Genomic DNA, 18,313 nt, shown 5'->3' with positions numbered 1-18,313 from the left:
ATAAAAAAAGGAATGCAAAATATATTTTCACAAATCAAAGGAGATAGGGCTATTTGGGCTATAGCTACTCTATTGGCTATTTTTTCCTTTTTACCAGTATATAGTGCTGCTAGTAATTTAGCAGATTATGGTGAGAGTGGTAGTACTATTTCATTCTTTGTAAAGCACTTTATGCATCTGTCACTTGGGTTTGCAATAATGTTTGCAGTACACAAAATTCCTTATAAATACTTTAAAGGGTTATCAATGATACTTATTCCTGTGGTTTTAGTCTTATTGTTAATTACAATTTTACAAGGATCTACTAACTCTTCAGGCACAAATACTAGCAGATGGATTAATATTCCTGTGGTGAATATGTCGTTTCAAACATCGACGTTGGCAGCTGTGGTTTTAATGGTTTATGTAGCACGTTATTTATCCAAAATAAGAGATAAATCAATTTCTTTCAAAGAAACTGTTTTACCACTTTGGGTTCCTGTTTTCTTTATTTTAATATTAATTCTTCCTGCAAATTTTTCAACTACAGCTATCATTTTTACCATGGTAATGATGTTGACATTTATTGGGGGTTATCCTATTAAATATTTATTAGTGATTATAGGGACAGGCATAATGTCTTTAGTACTATTTGTTTTAATAGCGAAAGCCTTCCCTGAAGCAATGCCAAATAGAGTTGATACCTGGATGAGCAGAATCGAAAATTTTTCAAATGATGAAGATACAGAAGCCGATTATCAAATAGAACGCTCTAAAACTGCAATTGCATCTGGTGGTGTTTTTGGGCTTGGGCCAGGTAAGAGCCCAACTAAATACATTTTGCCACAATCATCTTCAGATTTCATATTTGCTATTATAATAGAAGAGTATGGATTAGTAGGAGGATTGTTCTTACTCATTATGTACTCATGGTTTTTGTTTAGAATTGTTATAGTCTCTCAGAAATCGGATACCATTTTTGGAAAATTATTAGTGTTAGGAGTTGGACTACCAATTGTATTTCAGGCATTGATAAATATGGCTGTTGCTGTAGAATTATTTCCTGTAACCGGACAAACCTTACCATTGATTAGTAGTGGAGGAACTTCTATTTGGATGACCTGTCTTGCTATAGGAATTATACTCAGCGTAAGTGCTAAGCGTCAAGAAATAAAAGAAAGTGAAACTTTAGAAGGAGATAATCCTTTAGACATATTAAGTGAAGCAATTTAATGAGTAGCTATAGATTCATATTATCAGGAGGCGGAACAGGAGGTCATATTTATCCTGCGGTTGCTATTGCAGACGAGTTAAAGTCGCGTTACCCTAATGCCGAGTTTTTATTCGTTGGAGCTTCTGATCGTATGGAAATGGATAAGGTACCACAAGCGGGTTACAAAATTGAAGGGTTGTGGATTTCTGGAATTCAAAGAAAATTGACTTTAAAGAATTTAATGTTTCCATTTAAGCTGTTAATTAGTCTTTTAAGATCCAGAAAAATTATAAAAACATTTAAACCTCATGTGGTTATAGGTACAGGAGGTTTTGCAAGTGGTCCATTATTACAAATGGCTACTAATAAAAACATTCCATGTCTTATTCAAGAACAGAATTCATATCCAGGTATAACAAACAAATTGCTTGGTAAAAAGGTAAATACAATTTGTGTAGCCTATGGAGGACTCGAAAAGTTTTTTCCAAAGGAAAAATTAAAACTTACAGGCAATCCAATTAGAAAAGATTTACTCGAAGTACGTGGAAAACATATTGAAGGGAAAGACAGTTTTGGGCTTATTCATAGTAAACATACATTATTAGTATTGGGAGGAAGTTTAGGGGCTAGACGTATCAATGAATTAATTGAAGCTAACCTTGTTTTTTTCGAGGAAATGAATGTGCAGTTAATTTGGCAATGTGGAAAGTTGTATTATGATGCATATAAACAGTACAATAAATTAAAGTACGTTCAGGTTCATGCATTTTTAAACAATATGGATATGGCATATGCAGCAGCAGATGTGATTATTTCGAGAGCTGGTGCCATATCAGTTTCTGAGTTGTGTATTGCCGGTAAACCTACAATCTTTATTCCATCACCTAATGTTGCAGAAGACCATCAAACAAAAAATGCAAAGGCAATTGCAGACAAAAATGCAGCAATTTTAATAAGAGAGAAAGATCTGGATTCAGAATTTCAGAATCATTTTTCAGTGCTAATTTCTAATAAAGAAAAAAGAAATGAATTAGGCGAAAATATTGAAGCTATGGCATTAGTAAATGCTACTAATGATATTGTGGATGAGGTTGAAAAACTATTAATAAAAGAATGAATTTAAAAGCTATAAATAATGTCTATTTTATCGGTATAGGTGGTATTGGTATGAGTGCAATAGCGCGTTACTTTGTGGCTAATGGAAAACAGGTTGCTGGTTATGATAAAACCGCATCTGATATTACCAGAGCATTACAAGACTTAAATATTTACATTCATTTTAATGATAATATTATTGAAATTAACCCTAAGTATTTAAATAAGGAAGACACTTTGGTGGTTTATACACCAGCGATTCCTAAAAATCATTCCGAATTAAATTACTTTAATTCAAATGGCTTTAAGGTTTTAAAACGTTCTGAAGTTTTAGGGGAAATTACAAGACAAACCAAATGTCTTGCAGTTGCGGGTACACATGGTAAAACAACGACAACAAGTATATTAGGACATTTGCTGAACGAATGTAATGTTCCAGTGACTGCTTTTTTAGGTGGTATAAGTGAGAATTATAATTCAAATTTAATTTCAAATGGAACAGACGTTACTGTTGTTGAAGCGGATGAATTTGATCGTTCCTTTTTAACCTTATCACCAAATCTGGCATGCATTACATCAATGGATGCTGATCATTTGGATATTTATGGTGATGCTTTAGAACTAGTAAGGTCATTTAAGGATTTTACTAAATGTATTAAGCCAAATGGCAAGCTATTTATTAGAAATGGATTGCCATTAGATGGTATTACTTATGGTGTAGAAGACAATTCTGACTATAGCGCCAAAAATGTAAGAATAGAGAATGGAAGTTATGTGTTTGATATGAAGACACCTAACGAATTATATAAAGATTTTCAATTTAACCTACCTGGTAGACATAATTTGTCGAATGCAATAATCGCCTTGGCGATGGCTGTTGATTTTGGTTGCCCTTACAACCAGCTCGCCAAGGGTTTAGCATCTTACAAAGGAGTTAAGCGAAGATTTACATATCAAATTAAAACGAATGACTTTGTGTTTATTGATGATTATGCACATCATCCCGAAGAAATTAATGCAGTCCATCAAGCGGTTAAAGAAATGTATCCCGATAGGAGGGTTTTAGCGATTTTTCAACCCCATCTTTATACAAGAACACGTGATTTTATAGATGGATTTGCTGAGAGCCTCTCAAAATTTGACGAAATATTGCTTTTAGATATTTATCCAGCGCGAGAATTACCAATTGAAGGAGTGACTTCAAAGTGGTTATTAGAGAAGATTAAAAACCCAAATAAACAGCTGATTTCTAAATCAGAGTTGATAGATGAAATCAAAAAATCAGATGTTCAGGTTATTTTGACTATTGGAGCAGGTGATATAGGAGAAGAAGTTAAACATATTAAAGAAGCACTTAGTATTGCGAATTAATTATAACTACATAAAAATCATTGGTTTGTTACTTTTAATAGGCTTCTTGTTTGCGTTTTCTAAACATAGAAATGATAACAGGAAAGTTTCTAAACCTAATATAGAATTTGTTGGCGAAAACAAATTGTTTATCACAGAAGCCACTGTTAGTAAATTGTTAATACAAAATCAGCGACCTGTTACAGAACAGCCTAAAGAAATTATAGATTTGAACGAGTTAGAAACTGCCCTAAATTCTAACCCAATGATAAAGAAAGCAGAAGTGTTTATATCCGTAAATGGTGAGCTTTCCGCAGAAATTGAACAAAAACGACCTATAGCAAGAGTCAATACTAATGCATCATATTATATCGATGATCAGGGATCATATATGCCTTTGTCGTCTAATTATGCTGCAAGAGTACCATTAGTTATTGGTAATATTAAGAAAAATGACCTTGAAACAGTTTTTCAATTTGCCAAAGCTGTTGATGAAGATGCATTCTTAAAAAAATATGTCATTGAAATTCGTCAGAATGACGATAAAACCATTGATTTTAAAATTCGAAAAAGTGATTTTATAGTTCATTTAGGAACTTTAGAAAAACTCGAAAAGAAAATAAATAATTTTAAAGCTTTTTATCAAAAAGCACTAAAAGACAGAATATTAAATAATTACAAGCTTGTGAATCTCAAATTTGATAAACAAGTGATTTGCACCAAAATATAAGCTATGGACAGTCATAACATATCAGTAGGTTTAGATATAGGAACCACAAAAATTGTGGCCATGATTGGTCGCAAAAATGAGTATGGTAAAGTAGAGATTCTAGGTGTGGGTAAATCCAAAAGCATGGGTGTGCATCGTGGTGTTGTAAATAATATTACGCAGACAATTCAATCGATTCAGCAGGCTGTGCAAGAAGCTGAAGCTGCGGCTTCAGAAAAGATTGAAGAGGTAACCGTAGGCATCGCAGGTCAGCATATACGTAGTTTACAGCATAGTGATTATATCACAAGAGCAAATTCCGAATTGGTAATTGATGAAACTGATATCGATCGCTTAATCAATCAGGTTCATAAACTGGTAATGCTTCCAGGTGAAGAAATTATACATGTGTTACCACAAGAGTTTAAAGTAGATGGTCAAGCCGAAATCAAAGAACCAATAGGTATGTATGGTGGACGATTAGAGGCTAATTTTCATGTTGTTGTTGGTCAGGTATCATCTATAAGAAATATTGGGCGTTGTGTTAAAAGTGCCGGATTAGAATTAGAAGGTATCACTTTAGAGCCTTTAGCATCAGCTAATGCAGTTTTAAGCCAAGAAGAAAAAGAAGCTGGTGTAGCTTTGATTGACATAGGAGGTGGAACAACAGATTTAGCAGTTTTTAAAGATGGTATCATCCGTCACACAGCAGTTATTCCTTTTGGTGGTAATGTGATTACTGAGGATATAAAAGAAGGATGCTCAATTATAGAAAAACAAGCAGAGCTTTTAAAAATGAAGTTTGGCTCTGCATGGCCAGGTGAAAATAAAGACAACGAAATTGTTTCTATTCCAGGGCTTAGAGGTAGAGAACCAAAGGAGATTACATTAAAAAACTTATCTAAAATAATTCATGCCAGAGTTGTAGAAATTATTGAGCAAGTTTATGTAGAAATAAAAAACTATGGTCACGAAGAGCAAAAGAAAAAGCTTATTGCTGGTATAGTATTAACGGGTGGAGGAAGCCAATTAAAACATTTAAAGCAATTAGTAGAATATATCACAGGGATGGATACCAGAATAGGATATCCTAATGAGCATTTGGCAGGTGATAGTGATGAGGATATTGCAAGTCCGTTATTTGCAACAGCAGTTGGTTTGGTTATGGATGGGTTAAAACGCCAGGATCGTAAAAGGGCCGAAGCTGTAGATGATGAAATGCAAAATGTGGCAGAAGTAGAACAAAATTCTGAAACAGAATCAGAGATCGAAGTTGAAGAACCAATTAAGGAACGCCGTTCATTTTTAGACAAGTTAACAGAACGTGTTAAAGAGTTTTTAGACAACGCAGAATAGGACAGATTGTATGGAAATTGTCCAGTGGACAATTTTAACGAAAAGCCAGCGCTAAGGCGAGGGCAATTGAACAATAAAATATGATGGATTGACAATCATCATGTATTAAAAAATAAAATAAAGTTTAAAAGATATAAAATCCCATAATCTCAAAAAGTATGAGTAATAGCAACGAATTTGGAAACATTTCATTTGATTTGCCTAAACATCAATCTAACGTCATTAAAGTGATTGGTGTAGGTGGTGGAGGTAGTAATGCCATAAATCACATGTTTCAACAAGGTATCAAAGGTGTTGATTTTGTGATTTGTAATACCGATGCACAGGCACTTCAAAATAGTGGTGTTCCAAACAAAATTCAACTTGGTGTAAACTTAACCGAAGGATTAGGAGCTGGAGCCAATCCTGATGTTGGTGAGCAGGCCGCTGTAGAAAGTTTAGAAGATATCCGTAGAATGTTAGATACCAATACTAAAATGGTATTTATTACTGCAGGTATGGGAGGCGGTACAGGTACAGGTGCTGCGCCAATCATCGCAAAAATGGCGAAAGAATTAGATATTCTTACTGTAGGTATTGTGACGATGCCATTTCAATTTGAAGGTAAGATGCGTAATGAACAAGCGCAACGTGGCATAGAAAACCTACGCGCACATGTAGACTCACTAGTCGTTATAAATAACAACAAGCTTCGCGAAGTATATGGTAATCTTGGGTTTAAAGCAGGATTCTCAAAAGCAGATGAGGTTTTATCTACAGCATCAAGAGGAATTGCGGAAGTTATCACACATCACTACACACAAAATATCGATTTACGTGATGCAAAAACAGTACTAAGTAACAGTGGAACAGCTATTATGGGATCGGCTACAGCTTCTGGGCAAACCAGAGCTCAAGAAGCCATTATGAAAGCTTTAGACTCGCCATTACTAAACGATAATAAAATTACTGGAGCCAAAAATGTATTGTTGCTTATCGTTTCTGGTTCTCAAGAAATTACTATTGATGAGATAGGTGAAATTAATGATCATATTCAAAATGAGGCAGGTCATGGAGCTAACATTATTATGGGTGTTGGTGAAGATGAATCTTTACAAGAATCAATTGCTGTAACTATTATAGCTACAGGGTTTGATCTAGATCAGCAAAATGAAATTTCAAATACCGAAACTAAAAAAGTAATTCATGCTTTAGAAGAAGACGTTGTAGAAGAGGTTAGTACGCAAGAAAAAGAACCAGCGATTATCACACCAGATATTGTTTTAGAAGACAAAAAAGAAGAGCCGATCGTAAAGCATGTATTGATTGATGAGGATGAAGTAGAGCCTGAAACAAATAACGGTATGGATATTATTCCTACTACAGATTTGCTGAGGAATATGAATGTGGTCTATGATGAAGTATTAGATACTAAATCTGAGGTTGAAGTTGCCCCTGAAGAATTCATTATTACTCCAATAGAAAATAAGGCAGAAACCATTGAAGAAGAGTCAGAAGAAGAACAAATTACCTTAACGTTCGATTTACCACTTTCAAACAATGAGCCTGAAAAAGTTGAAGAGCCAGAATCTGGTGAAGAAAAAATGTTTTTCAGCTTAGATGAAGATGTAAAAGATATCGATGTCAATGAACCTGTTGAAATTATTTCGGTTACCGAAGTAAATGAAGAGGGTGAGAAACGCTACGCATTAGATGATTTTGAAACTTTTGAGTCTTCTATTAATACAAATACAAAAGAAGTTGAAGTAAAAGAAGAAATCGTTTTTGAAAAGAAAATACTTCCTGTAGAAGACAATGAAGAAGTCATCGAAGACGAAATCGATCCAATGAACAGCCCTATTTCTGAACTCATTAAAGCACGTGCAGATGAGCGTAGAAAGCATATGAAAGATTTTAACTATAAGTTCAATACTGCAAAGATTGACGAAATAGAAAAAGAGCCTGCTTATAAGAGACAGGGTGTTAATCTAGAGGATGCTCAGCATTCTTCAGAAACCAACGCTTCCAGGATGTCTGTCGGTACAGATGATAACGACGATATTCAATTGAGAAGTAACAATTCATTTTTACACGATAACGTAGATTAATAGCAAGTTTAAGTTAAGTGTTTTACACCATTGTCAGGCCTAAAAAGTTCCCTCAACTTTTTAGGCTTTTTATTTTTACTAGGTACGAGATTTTATATAAAGTTCACCACAACTTTTTTAGTATCTTCGCAAATCAATTAAATTAAGACAAAATGAGCTTACAAAATGATATCATGGCTGCAATGAAAACAGCGATGAAAGAGAAAGATCAAACCGCTTTAGCAGCATTAAGAGCAGTAAAAGCTGAAATATTATTAGCAAAAACTGCATCAGGTTCTACAGAAGAGCTAACTGAGGAACAAGAAATTAAAATCTTGTCTAAAATGGTAAAACAGCGAAAAGATAGCGCTGCTATATTTTTGGAGCAGAACCGAAAGGATTTGGCTTTACCTGAGATTGATCAAGCGGAAGTCATTAGTCAGTTTTTACCAGAAGCTTTGAGCGAAGAAGAAATTGAAAAAGTCGTAGTAATGACTATCGATGAGATTGGCGCCGATGGTATGAAAGACATGGGTAAGGTTATGGGAATCGTTTCAAAAGAACTTGCTGGTCAAGCAGATGGAAAAACAATTTCCACCATTGTAAAAGCTAAACTATTGTCTTAATTTATCAATTTTGGCCACGTAGCTCAGCTGAATAGAGCACTGGATTTCGGCTCCAGCGGTCGCAGGTTTGAATCCTGCCGTGGTCACTCCAGCGGAGAATTTATCTAGATTGATAGCTTCTCCGTTTTTCATTTTAGATAGTTCGTTTGATATCAAAGGGATTGCTGCGAAAATGGAATTCACTCTTTTGGTTTAAACTTTTCCCTTTTTGGGTCACTAATAAACACTTTAAAAGCGGATCACAAAGGAAGCGACAGTAACCCTTTATAATCCGCTTTGTATAATTCGAATCATTAGCTTTATATTACAAGTTTACCCAAATTTTATGAGCAAGCTTTTTTAGACTTGTGTTAAAAACTTCAAAATATCTTTCCTATATTGAACAATGATCTTATTCTACCTACAGGAGACCCAATCACCTTCGATGAACCCAATATTAAAACTTATTTTTATTATTGTTTTATTGGTAACTATTGCTTCAGTTGTACTTAGCAGATTATATATCTATTTTGAACAAGTTTATGCCTTTAAGTATAAAAAACCCTTTTTTCTTAATATTTCTATATCAAAGCGTTCACTAACAGAAAAGCAGATCATAATTCTAGAGAGAGAATTTAATTTTTATAAAATACTCAATGTAAAGGAACAAAAGATATTTAGACATAGGTTAGCCAGATTTATTGCGAATAAAGTATTTATAGGTAGAGAAGGTATAGAGCCAACAGAAGAAATGAAAACACTCATCTCAGCAACAGCTGTGATGCTGACATTTGGGTTTAGAAATTACCTTATAGACTTAATTGATAAAGTTATTATTTATCCCAAAGCGTATTATTCGCAAATTAATGAGACCAATCATAAAGGTGAGACCAACCCAAAATTAAAGTCAATTGTATTTTCGTGGGAAGATTTTGAACAAGGTTATCATATCGGAGATGATAATTTAAATTTAGGAATTCATGAGTTTGGGCATGCCATTCATTTAAATGCCTTTGTCAATAATGATATTAGTAGCAAGATTTTTAGACAAGGCTTTGAGGATTTAATCAATTTTTTACAACATCATAAAATGGTTAGGGAAGACCTGATTGCTTCAAAATACTTTAGAGAATACGCCTACACCAATCATTATGAGTTTTTTGCTGTAATTTTAGAAAACTTTATTGAGACACCAAAAGCATTTAAATCTCAATTCCCGAAGCTATACGCACATATGAAACAGATGCTTAATTTTAATTTTGCTGGCTATTAAATAGCTTAAAAATAAAGTCTTATTTTTAAGCACTTATTTATAAAGATACACATGAAAAAAATATTGGTAACAGGTGGCGCAGGATTTGTAGGGTCTCATTTGTGTGAGCGATTACTTAAGGAAGGTAATGAGGTTATTTGTTTAGATAATTATTTTACTGGCTCAAAACGCAATATTGAGCACTTAATGGATCATCATTATTTTGAATTGGTACGTCATGATATTACTAATCCGTACATGGTTGAGGTTGATGAAATTTATAATTTGGCTTGCCCAGCTTCACCAGTACATTATCAATATAATCCTATTAAAACGGTAAAAACTTCTGTAATGGGAGCCATTAACATGTTAGGTCTTGCCAAACGTGTTAAAGCTAAAATTTTGCAAGCTTCCACAAGTGAGGTCTACGGCGATCCAACCGTACATCCTCAACCAGAAAGTTACTGGGGAAATGTTAACCCAATTGGTCAGAGGTCTTGCTATGATGAAGGAAAACGTTGTGCAGAAACTTTGTTTATGGATTACCATAAAGAAAATAATGTAAAGATTAAAATCATTAGAATATTTAACACCTATGGACCTCGAATGCATCCACAAGATGGAAGGGTAGTATCTAATTTTATAGTACAAGCATTAAAAAGTGATGATATCACCATATTTGGTCAAGGAACGCAAACCAGAAGCTTTCAGTATGTAGATGATTTAATTGAAGGTACACATCGTATGATGAACTCTCGTGAGGGTTTTACAGGGCCAGTTAATATTGGCAACCCTATTGAGTTTACCATGCTGCAATTAGCAAAAGAGGTTATAGATTTAACGAACTCTAAATCTAAAATAACCTACCTGCCATTACCTAAAGATGACCCGATGCAACGTCAACCAGATATAAGTCTTGCTAAAAAAGAGCTAGATGGTTGGGAGCCAAAAATTCAATTACGTGAAGGATTAGGTCATACTATTAAATATTTTGACGCTTTGCTGAGCAGTTAAGCTTTATAATTAAAAATTGATGCTATGCTTTAATTTAGTACAACTTTTATTCATTGTAGTTATTTTGAGTTAGTCATTAAAATTCGGTATCTTGTAGAAAGTAATATGCAATTTATGCCTTATTGGGTCTCGACTATTATACTAATCATAGCGATTTATAGCGCTATAAGTATAGCACTATACTATCTACAAGATTATATGCTATTCAAGCCAGAAAAGTTACCCAAGGATTTTCTATTTGATTACGAAAACCAAGAAACCAAAGAATACAATTTAGAAACTAGAGATGGAGCTATAATTAATGGTTTACGGTTTTTTCCTAAAGGGAAAAGTAAAGGTGTTGTATTATACCTCAAAGGAAATTCAAAAAGTATTAAAGGTTGGGGTAAATTTGCTGTGGACTTTACAAGACATGGTTACAATGTGTTGATGGTAGATTATCGTGGCTTTGGAAAAAGTACAGGAAAACGTTCTCAAAAAGCCATTAAACGCGATTTACAATTGGTTTACAATAAAATTAAGGAACAAACCACAGAAGATCGAATTATCCTCTATGGTCGCTCATTAGGCTCTGGTTTTGCAGCAAAACTTGCATCTTTGAATGATCCGAAAATGCTTATTCTAGATGCACCATATTACAGCTTAACTAAAGTTACAGCACGCTATGCGCCTTTTATGCCTTTGTCCTTATTAATAAAATATCCATTGCCTACCTATAAATGGTTGAAGTATGTGAAATGCCCAATACATATTATCCATGGTACACACGATAAGCTGATTCCTTATAAAACTAGTGTGAAATTGGCACAAATACAGCCTAAATTAACTAAGTTACATTCCGTTATAGGTGGTGGACATAAGGATTTAAATAATTTTGAATCCTACCATAATATGTTAGATGAAATTCTTAATAGCCAACCCAAAACCATTGATTTAGAAACCACAAGTATTAATGTCATTCACTCATCAAAAAAAGCTAAGAAAAAGGCTTAGAAGAATTATTATTACCCTTTTGGGTTTATATGTTATGATAGGATCTTTACTTTATTTTTTTCAGGAAAAAATTTTGTTTTTGCCAACCACTTTAGAACAAAATTATCAGTATAGTTTTGATTATCCTTTTGAAGAATTATTTCTAAAAACCGAAAAGGATGCTATTATAAATGCACTTCATTTTAAAGTTGATAATCCTAAAGGTGTAATTCTCTATTTCCACGGTAATGCAGGAGATTTGAGTCGTTGGGGGAAAATTACAGAATACTTTGTAGATAAAAACTATGATATACTGGTTATAGACTATAGAACTTATGGAAAAAGTACAGGGAGACTAAGTGAAGCAGCCATTTATAATGATGCAAAATATTGTTATGATTATCTTTTAAAGCACTATTCTGAAAAAGAAATTACCTTATATGGAAGATCTTTAGGAACTGGAATAGCATCTTATTTAGCGTCAAACAATAATCCTAAACAACTCATTTTAGAAACACCTTATTACAGTATCCTGGATGTAGCTAAACATAGGTTTCCAATGTTTCCTGTAAAACCATTGTTGAAATACCGTTTTCCAACACATCAATACTTGCCTAAAACAAATTGCCCCATTACAATATTACATGGCACTGATGATAATGTAGTACCCTATTCATCTGGTAAAAAACTGTCAGAATTGAATATCGAAAAATTAAATTTTATTACAATTGAGAATGGGGATCATAACAACCTTATTGAGTTTGATGCTTATCATAACACCATAGAAAGTATATTGAAATAAAAAGGCTTCATCTCAAAAAGTAATGAGATGAAGCCTTTAGACATAAATCTGTTTTAGTGCTATTCTTTAGTTATTATAACTTTTGGGTCTAAAATATCATTAATACGTTCAATAGCATCGGCTATATGTATTCTACTCATAGAGTCTCCACCACGAGCACTTCTTAATTGCGATCGCAAGGTTTTTAATTCAGCTCTAACAATAGCTCTAATATCCGACTGACTTGTATTTACAGCAGTTCTTTTTAAATAAGGACTTGGGGATCTACCACTTTGATTTTCAGCTGTCATTAAATACGCTAATCTATCAATATGTGCACGCTGAAGATTACGTCTATAAGTATCAATTCTCTTACCATTACGCAATTCGCTCCAAACACCTTGGCGTAAATCGCGCATCATTTCTGTTAAAGCATAGGAATTGCTATCGTAAGTATGTGCTTCAATTAAACGTTGCATTCTTCCTAAACGTAAAATATTATTCAATGTTCTAGATTGTAATGCACGTACACGTTCCACAGAACCAGAGTACTCTATACGGTCAAAAATGGTTTTGTCAATCAACCAATCTGGTGTGTCAAACAAGTTGTTTTGAATAAATTGCATCGCTTCTTTTTGATGTGCTTTTGCAACAGAAGTATAAACCGCACCATTTTGATCTGCAGTTTTGTAATGCTCATAAACTCCACCAATGTTATTAGAAACGTGCCCCATATAACGATTAAATTGCGAGATTACATGACCGTACATTTCTTGCAAATCATCATAGTCTTCACCAGCTTCTGTAGTCCATTTAATGAGATTTGGTACAATACGTTTTAAATTTTTAATACCATATTCACTCGCTAACATCGCATTGTCGCCTAAATCTTCGGTTTGCGAACTTGGATCGTGTACATCACCTACTTGTTGGTGACCAAAACGGTACATTGGATTACCAGCATGTTTCATAATCCATTCGTTAAGAGTCGCTTTTTCTTCTTCTGCTGTTTTGTCTAAAATAGGTCTATAACCCCAAGCAATAGCATACTTGTCATAAATACCAATATTAGGCATTAAAGCTACTCCTTCGTCACCTGGTTGAGCTACATAGTTAAAGCGTGCATAATCCATAATTGATGGTGCTGTTCCGTATTTTTGAGTAAACTCAGCATCACGCAAACTTTCAACTGGATATGCAACACTACTTCCCATATTGTGAGGTAAACCAAGTGTGTGTCCAACCTCGTGTGCAGATACAAAACGAATTAAACGTCCCATAACTTCGTCCTTAAACTGAGGGCTTTGTGCATCTGGATTAATAGCTGCAGTTTGCACAAAGAACCATCCACGTAATAAAGACATTACATTATGATACCAGTTAATATCACTTTCTAAAATCTCTCCAGTTCTTGGGTCACTTACGTGAGGACCGTTAGCATTAGGAATTGGAGATGCTAAGTAGCGCACTACAGAATAGCGAACGTCTTCTGGTGTCCATTCTGGGTCTTCTTCGGGTGTAGGAGGATCTTTTGCAATAATAGCATCTTTAAAACCTGCAGCTTCAAAAGCCACTTGCCAATCTTCTATCCCTTGCTTAATATATTTTCTCCATTTCTTTGGTGTAGCTCTATCAATGTAATAAACAATTTGTTTTTTAGGTACTACCAGCTCACCACGTTTAAACTTTTCAAGATCTTCATCTTTTACTTCTAATCTCCAACGGTCTAAGTATGTTAGCGATTTACTTTTTTGATCTTCTAAACCATAATCTGTTGTATTGCTGGTAAACCAACCTACACGCTCATCAAAATAACGTCGCTTCATTGGATTGTCTGGAAGTAAAATCATAGAGTTATTAATTTCTATAGAAATACTTCCTGTACTCCAATTAGAAGGTGGACGACCAGCAGCATAGGTTTTTACATGGCGTGCTTCAATGTTTCTAGGGTAACTTTTTATATTTTCGATAAAAGATTTGTTGCTTTCTAAACGTGTTACTCTGTATGGTGTTCTTCTAAATTGAGGAAGTCCTAAAGACTTTACATCTTTTTCAAACAAAGGTGTGGCATCAATTACAGTGCTTGTAGAATCCTTACTATAAGCCTTAATTGGGAATGTATAAAGTACAGGTTCGAAATTAGAATTTTTAACAGCTTCATTTACAGGAAGGGAATCTGCAGCAGTAACATTGTAAGATACTACACGTAATATTACCTTTTTTCCTTTTTTCTCCCAACGTAATACTTGTTCGTTTTGCTTTCCTCCTCCAAAACCTAATCCGCTTGCAGTTTTAGAAATACGTGTTACCATTAGCATTTCTCTATTGAATAAAGAATCTGGTATTTCATAGTAAAATTTATCGTCTAAGCTATGGACCGTAAAAAGACCTTTGTCACTTTTAGCATCTTTGGTGATGACTTTATTATACGGTTTAGGGTCATTTTTACCAGGTTTTTTTCCAGGTGGTTTGGCCATTGCTGTGGCATCAGTTTTTTTTGATTTACTGGCTTTTTTGGTTGTAGAACATGAGAATGCCACAAAAGCCAAAACTGCAAAGAGTAGTTTAATTGATAGTTGCTTCACTTTTTGTCGGTTTTAAAAAATTTGGATGAAAGTACGGATTCTATTAAGAACCTAAGTGTCGCTAAACCGAATTTAGTATTTATTTAACGCCCTTAATCTAGGGTATTTAAGTAATCTTGTATGAGTTGTACTCCTTCAGTATGTAGAATAGTTGTCCCTATGAGAGGCATACCTTCTCCTTCGGTATTTGACGTGATTCTAAAGTCTATACTAGCGCTACGACTTTCAATATTACTATCTTCTAGACTTGTTCTAAAATCTAAGTTTAATATGGAAGCATCCTCGCAATGACCACCAGGTATGTGGCAGTGTGCACAGTTTATATCTAAATATGCTCTAGTTCTTAGTTCTAATGATAAAGATGTATCCTCCCAATTTGGTAAACTTGCTACAGACGAGCTGGAAGCAAGACCTACAAGTTGATTATTATTAATCAATTGATCTAATTGATTAGAACCATCTATATCAAAATTCATTGAGCGTAATTTAGGTCCAATAGGAGTCTTTTGCTCATAAGTTTTATGACATGTAAAACAATCTGAGTTAGATGGTATTTCATAATCTACAGAATTAGTCTCACCTGCAGCATTTATCCAAAATATTGGTAAGATGCTTCCATCTAGATCTAATACAGCTTCTGTTTGTTCTGCATTCCATTTATAATCTCCAGTTTCCCACTCACCTTCAAGTTTGATGAGAACTCGTGTTTCAATTATAGTTCTTCCTAAGGATAAATCACGCTCATCAGCATTGTAATAGAAAGTCTTAGCGATTACAGTATTGTCAGGAAAAACAGGTAGCCCATCACCATCATATTCCATACTTGTACCATCAGGAAGTGCTATTAAGCGTTGTTTATGAGCATAATCTGTGAAAAGTTCTGAATTTAATTGATATTCAAAAGCTTTTGATGAAATATTTAAACCACTTAAATCACCAGAAAATAAATTTAACTCTGATAGATTTGGTCTAAACTCTGCAACTACAGGAGGTGTCTCTGTTGTAAAACTATAGACATTTGAATACATGCTCGAATTGTTTGAAGAACAAACTACTTGCACATAAACATCATAAGTTGTTGCAGGTTCTAAATTCGATAAATCAGTAGATGTTGTCGTTTCGGTCATAATAGATCCTGTACCTAATGCAAAACCTGAAACACCATATTCTAAAATATAAGAATTCGCAGTATTTGAATCATCCCAAGTTATTGTTGCTGAATTGATTGTAATATTATTTGCCTGAATATTGGTTGCTTCAACACAAGCATCTACGGTATTATCATCATCATTGTTACAAGAAAACGTTGTAATAATTAGAAAAAGGGCTATTAATTTTTTCATTTTGAGTAGTTAATTTTTCTTTTAAGCGATGTGAAAATAGTAAAAATGAGCGAAATAACAAGTTCTTGCCGATTTTTAAGATGTGTTATTTCTTATGTGAAGTTACATGTGTTGTTTTATAAATTCACAAAATGATACTTGAGTCTTAATATTTTTTTAGCTTAGCAAGATTCAAAAAAATAGTTGTGATTTATGTTTTTCATAATATTCGGTTTTAGAGATTCTAAATTAAAAAATAAAGCACTTAAGGGAAATACCATTTGTACTAAATGTAGTAGCGTATCGTCTTTTGATGTAAAAGGAACTGCGGGTTACTTTTATTTGTTTTGGATTCCTATAATCCCATTAGGAAAAACAATTGAATTTAAATGTAGAAAATGCGGGCAACACCATTTTAAAGAAACAGCTCCCAAAGATATTTTATCTAAATACAAAGAAGAACCTCTGAGACGTCCTTGGTGGCACTTCCTTTTTTTGGCTTTTTTAGCATATCAGATAGTTATGCTTGCATTTACTTTTATCTATTTTGAGATTGATTCTATGATCCAGGAAAGTAAAAGAAATGCTGAAACTGAAAAACTAGATAACCAAAAGCAGCTTCATCTCAATCAATTGAATACAGACTTTACTAAGTGTGTGAGTATACCTTCATTAGAAAAAGATTCTATATCTCATTTATTATATACAAAAGTTGATTTTAGTGCTTGTAATATGAATAGAGATGACATTAAGTTCTATTCTGTAGCTAAGAACAACATGATCTTAACATTATTTCAAATCGAAGATTTCTATGCAAAAGAAGAAGCGGATCATTATCTCTTTTTAAAGGATGTTAGGGATAATATCAATAAATCATATAAAAAGGGCTATAACGTTTTTATTGGAATTAATAGTGATATGCGGTTGTCTGTATCTTCTACTAACAGCAATATGGCTGAGTATGATTTTATGAATAATACTTCTTATTACGATTACCCATTAAAGCATTATTATGAAAATGATAGTGTATCAACATATAATCTAATAACACGATTAGAGCATGATAAATTTCTTTACAGACACGAAAATATCACGACCAAAAAGGTTGAATTAGATACTACAAAACTTATTGATGTTTGGGAAAAAATCAATGCAAAATTTAAGTTTAAATACAAAACTAAGATAACATCATTACCTCAAAAGATATTCTTAAAATCTTCAGAGAGTATACTACCAGAAGATTTAAGATTTTTCTTTAAATATCAAAACCTTAATGGCCCATTTATACAATTAGGGAAGTTAGAAGTGCGTTTAGAAGAGATGAGTAATCGCTTTTACAGAATACCTGTTGTAAGTCTTAAAAATCCAAAATATAACGATAAATCTAAGAGAGTGTTACCTGTAAAAGTTTCTCCAAGATGGTTGCTTTTTTACGAAGATTACACTTATAGATATGCTATGGATATGTTACCAGATGAAAATGGGCATGTCGGGCAGATTATTCAGCTTGGACAAGATGGTAAACCTAGTCAATTTGTTGCAACCGATTTAGTTAGCTTTTTAGAAATGTACCTTAAGGAAAAAATACCAACAGATATTCAGGATTGGAATTAGGCTTAAATACTCAAAAAATCATATCGTCTTAAAATATGCTTTTTTGAGTATTATAAATTCATTATTGTTTATATTAACTCAACAAACAAACCTTCTTCAGTTTTTTCAACCTTGGTTAAGCCATGTTTGCCAAGTCCTTTAATACCTTTGTCCCAGCCTTTATTACTAAGCCCAGACTGTGACTTTAAGTCATTTAAGACCATACGTTTTTGAGATTTTAAAATCTCAAAAATGGCTTTTTCATTATCACTCAAAGCCACTTGCTTTTTCTCTGGTCGCATTTGAGGGAAGAATGAAACTAATATATTAAAACCTTTATTGATACTGGTTTTCTGAAGCGTTGTCTTATCGAGTCTGACAATTTTGTGACAGAAATCAATGATTTATCTGCTATTATTTG

General features: G+C 33.6%; 14 protein-coding genes, 1 tRNA gene and 1 pseudogene. 13 read left to right on the top strand and 3 right to left on the bottom strand.

Going from position 1 to position 18,313, the window contains the following annotated elements; translation table 11 throughout:
• Positions 1–12 precede the first annotated feature (12 nt).
• The 12 genes from Q0912_RS09220 (at position 13) to Q0912_RS09165 (ending at position 12,413) form a co-directional block, all read left to right on the top strand.
• On the top strand, positions 13–1,212 hold the full coding sequence (locus Q0912_RS09220) for an FtsW/RodA/SpoVE family cell cycle protein (protein WP_299114329.1): 1,200 nt from the start codon (positions 13–15) through the stop codon (positions 1,210–1,212).
• On the top strand, positions 1,212–2,309 hold the full coding sequence (gene murG / locus Q0912_RS09215; protein WP_299114327.1) for an undecaprenyldiphospho-muramoylpentapeptide beta-N-acetylglucosaminyltransferase: 1,098 nt from the start codon (positions 1,212–1,214) through the stop codon (positions 2,307–2,309). Before Q0912_RS09220 ends, murG begins: the two co-directional genes overlap by 1 nt.
• Positions 2,306–3,658 carry a UDP-N-acetylmuramate--L-alanine ligase gene (gene murC / locus Q0912_RS09210; protein WP_299114325.1) on the top strand — a complete coding sequence of 451 codons (1,353 nt, stop codon included), beginning with the start codon at positions 2,306–2,308 and terminating at the stop codon, positions 3,656–3,658. Before murG ends, murC begins: the two co-directional genes overlap by 4 nt.
• Positions 3,659–3,683: 25 nt before the next feature.
• The gene (locus Q0912_RS09205) at positions 3,684–4,367 is read left to right on the top strand and encodes a hypothetical protein (RefSeq protein WP_366125127.1); all 684 of its coding nucleotides are present in this window, start codon (positions 3,684–3,686) and stop codon (positions 4,365–4,367) included.
• A gap of 3 nt (positions 4,368–4,370) precedes the next feature.
• On the top strand, positions 4,371–5,702 hold the full coding sequence (gene ftsA / locus Q0912_RS09200; protein ID WP_299114321.1) for a cell division protein FtsA: 1,332 nt from the start codon (positions 4,371–4,373) through the stop codon (positions 5,700–5,702).
• Between the two features lie 158 nt (positions 5,703–5,860).
• Complete coding sequence (gene ftsZ / locus Q0912_RS09195; RefSeq protein WP_299114319.1) at positions 5,861–7,789, top strand: cell division protein FtsZ; 1,929 nt, start codon at positions 5,861–5,863, stop codon at positions 7,787–7,789.
• A gap of 152 nt (positions 7,790–7,941) precedes the next feature.
• Entirely contained in the window at positions 7,942–8,394 is a 453-nt protein-coding gene (locus Q0912_RS09190) for a GatB/YqeY domain-containing protein (protein ID WP_299114317.1), read from the top strand.
• 12 nt (positions 8,395–8,406) lie between these two features.
• Positions 8,407–8,480, top strand: a tRNA-Arg gene (locus Q0912_RS09185).
• 338 nt (positions 8,481–8,818) lie between these two features.
• Positions 8,819–9,646, top strand: a complete 828-nt coding sequence (locus Q0912_RS09180; protein WP_299114315.1) for a zinc-dependent peptidase — start codon at positions 8,819–8,821, stop codon at positions 9,644–9,646.
• 51 nt (positions 9,647–9,697) lie between these two features.
• Positions 9,698–10,639, top strand: coding sequence for a UDP-glucuronic acid decarboxylase family protein (locus Q0912_RS09175; protein ID WP_299114313.1), 942 nt, complete (start codon positions 9,698–9,700; stop codon positions 10,637–10,639).
• Between the two features lie 114 nt (positions 10,640–10,753).
• Positions 10,754–11,632, top strand: coding sequence for an alpha/beta fold hydrolase (locus Q0912_RS09170; RefSeq protein ID WP_299114311.1), 879 nt, complete (start codon positions 10,754–10,756; stop codon positions 11,630–11,632).
• Positions 11,633–11,711: 79 nt separating this feature from the next.
• Positions 11,712–12,413, top strand: coding sequence for an alpha/beta hydrolase (locus Q0912_RS09165; protein ID WP_299114309.1), 702 nt, complete (start codon positions 11,712–11,714; stop codon positions 12,411–12,413).
• Positions 12,414–12,472: 59 nt separating this feature from the next.
• Here the strand turns inward: Q0912_RS09165 and Q0912_RS09160 are convergent, their stop codons facing one another.
• Together Q0912_RS09160 and Q0912_RS09155 are read right to left on the bottom strand one after the other, a co-directional pair.
• Positions 12,473–14,977, bottom strand: a complete 2,505-nt coding sequence (locus Q0912_RS09160; RefSeq protein ID WP_299114307.1) for a zinc-dependent metalloprotease — start codon at positions 14,975–14,977, stop codon at positions 12,473–12,475.
• A gap of 92 nt (positions 14,978–15,069) precedes the next feature.
• Positions 15,070–16,320 carry a fibronectin type III domain-containing protein gene (locus tag Q0912_RS09155; protein WP_299114305.1) on the bottom strand — a complete coding sequence of 417 codons (1,251 nt, stop codon included), beginning with the start codon at positions 16,318–16,320 and terminating at the stop codon, positions 15,070–15,072.
• Between the two features lie 192 nt (positions 16,321–16,512).
• Between Q0912_RS09155 and Q0912_RS09150 the strand changes: the two genes are divergently transcribed.
• Positions 16,513–17,913 (top strand): hypothetical protein, encoded by a 1,401-nt coding sequence (locus tag Q0912_RS09150; RefSeq protein WP_299114303.1) that lies wholly within the window; start codon positions 16,513–16,515, stop codon positions 17,911–17,913.
• 68 nt (positions 17,914–17,981) lie between these two features.
• On the opposite strand, the pseudogene Q0912_RS09145 reads toward Q0912_RS09150, so the two are convergent.
• Positions 17,982–18,212 (bottom strand): annotated as a pseudogene (locus Q0912_RS09145) (lysine--tRNA ligase); the annotation flags it as partial.
• Between the last annotated feature and the right edge of the window lie 101 nt (positions 18,213–18,313).

The organism is uncultured Winogradskyella sp. (assembly GCF_947498345.1).
Classification (GTDB): Bacteria; Bacteroidota; Bacteroidia; order Flavobacteriales; family Flavobacteriaceae; genus Winogradskyella.
The sequence above is the reverse complement of the archived record's forward strand: the minus strand, read 5'-3'. Positions and strand labels throughout refer to the sequence as shown.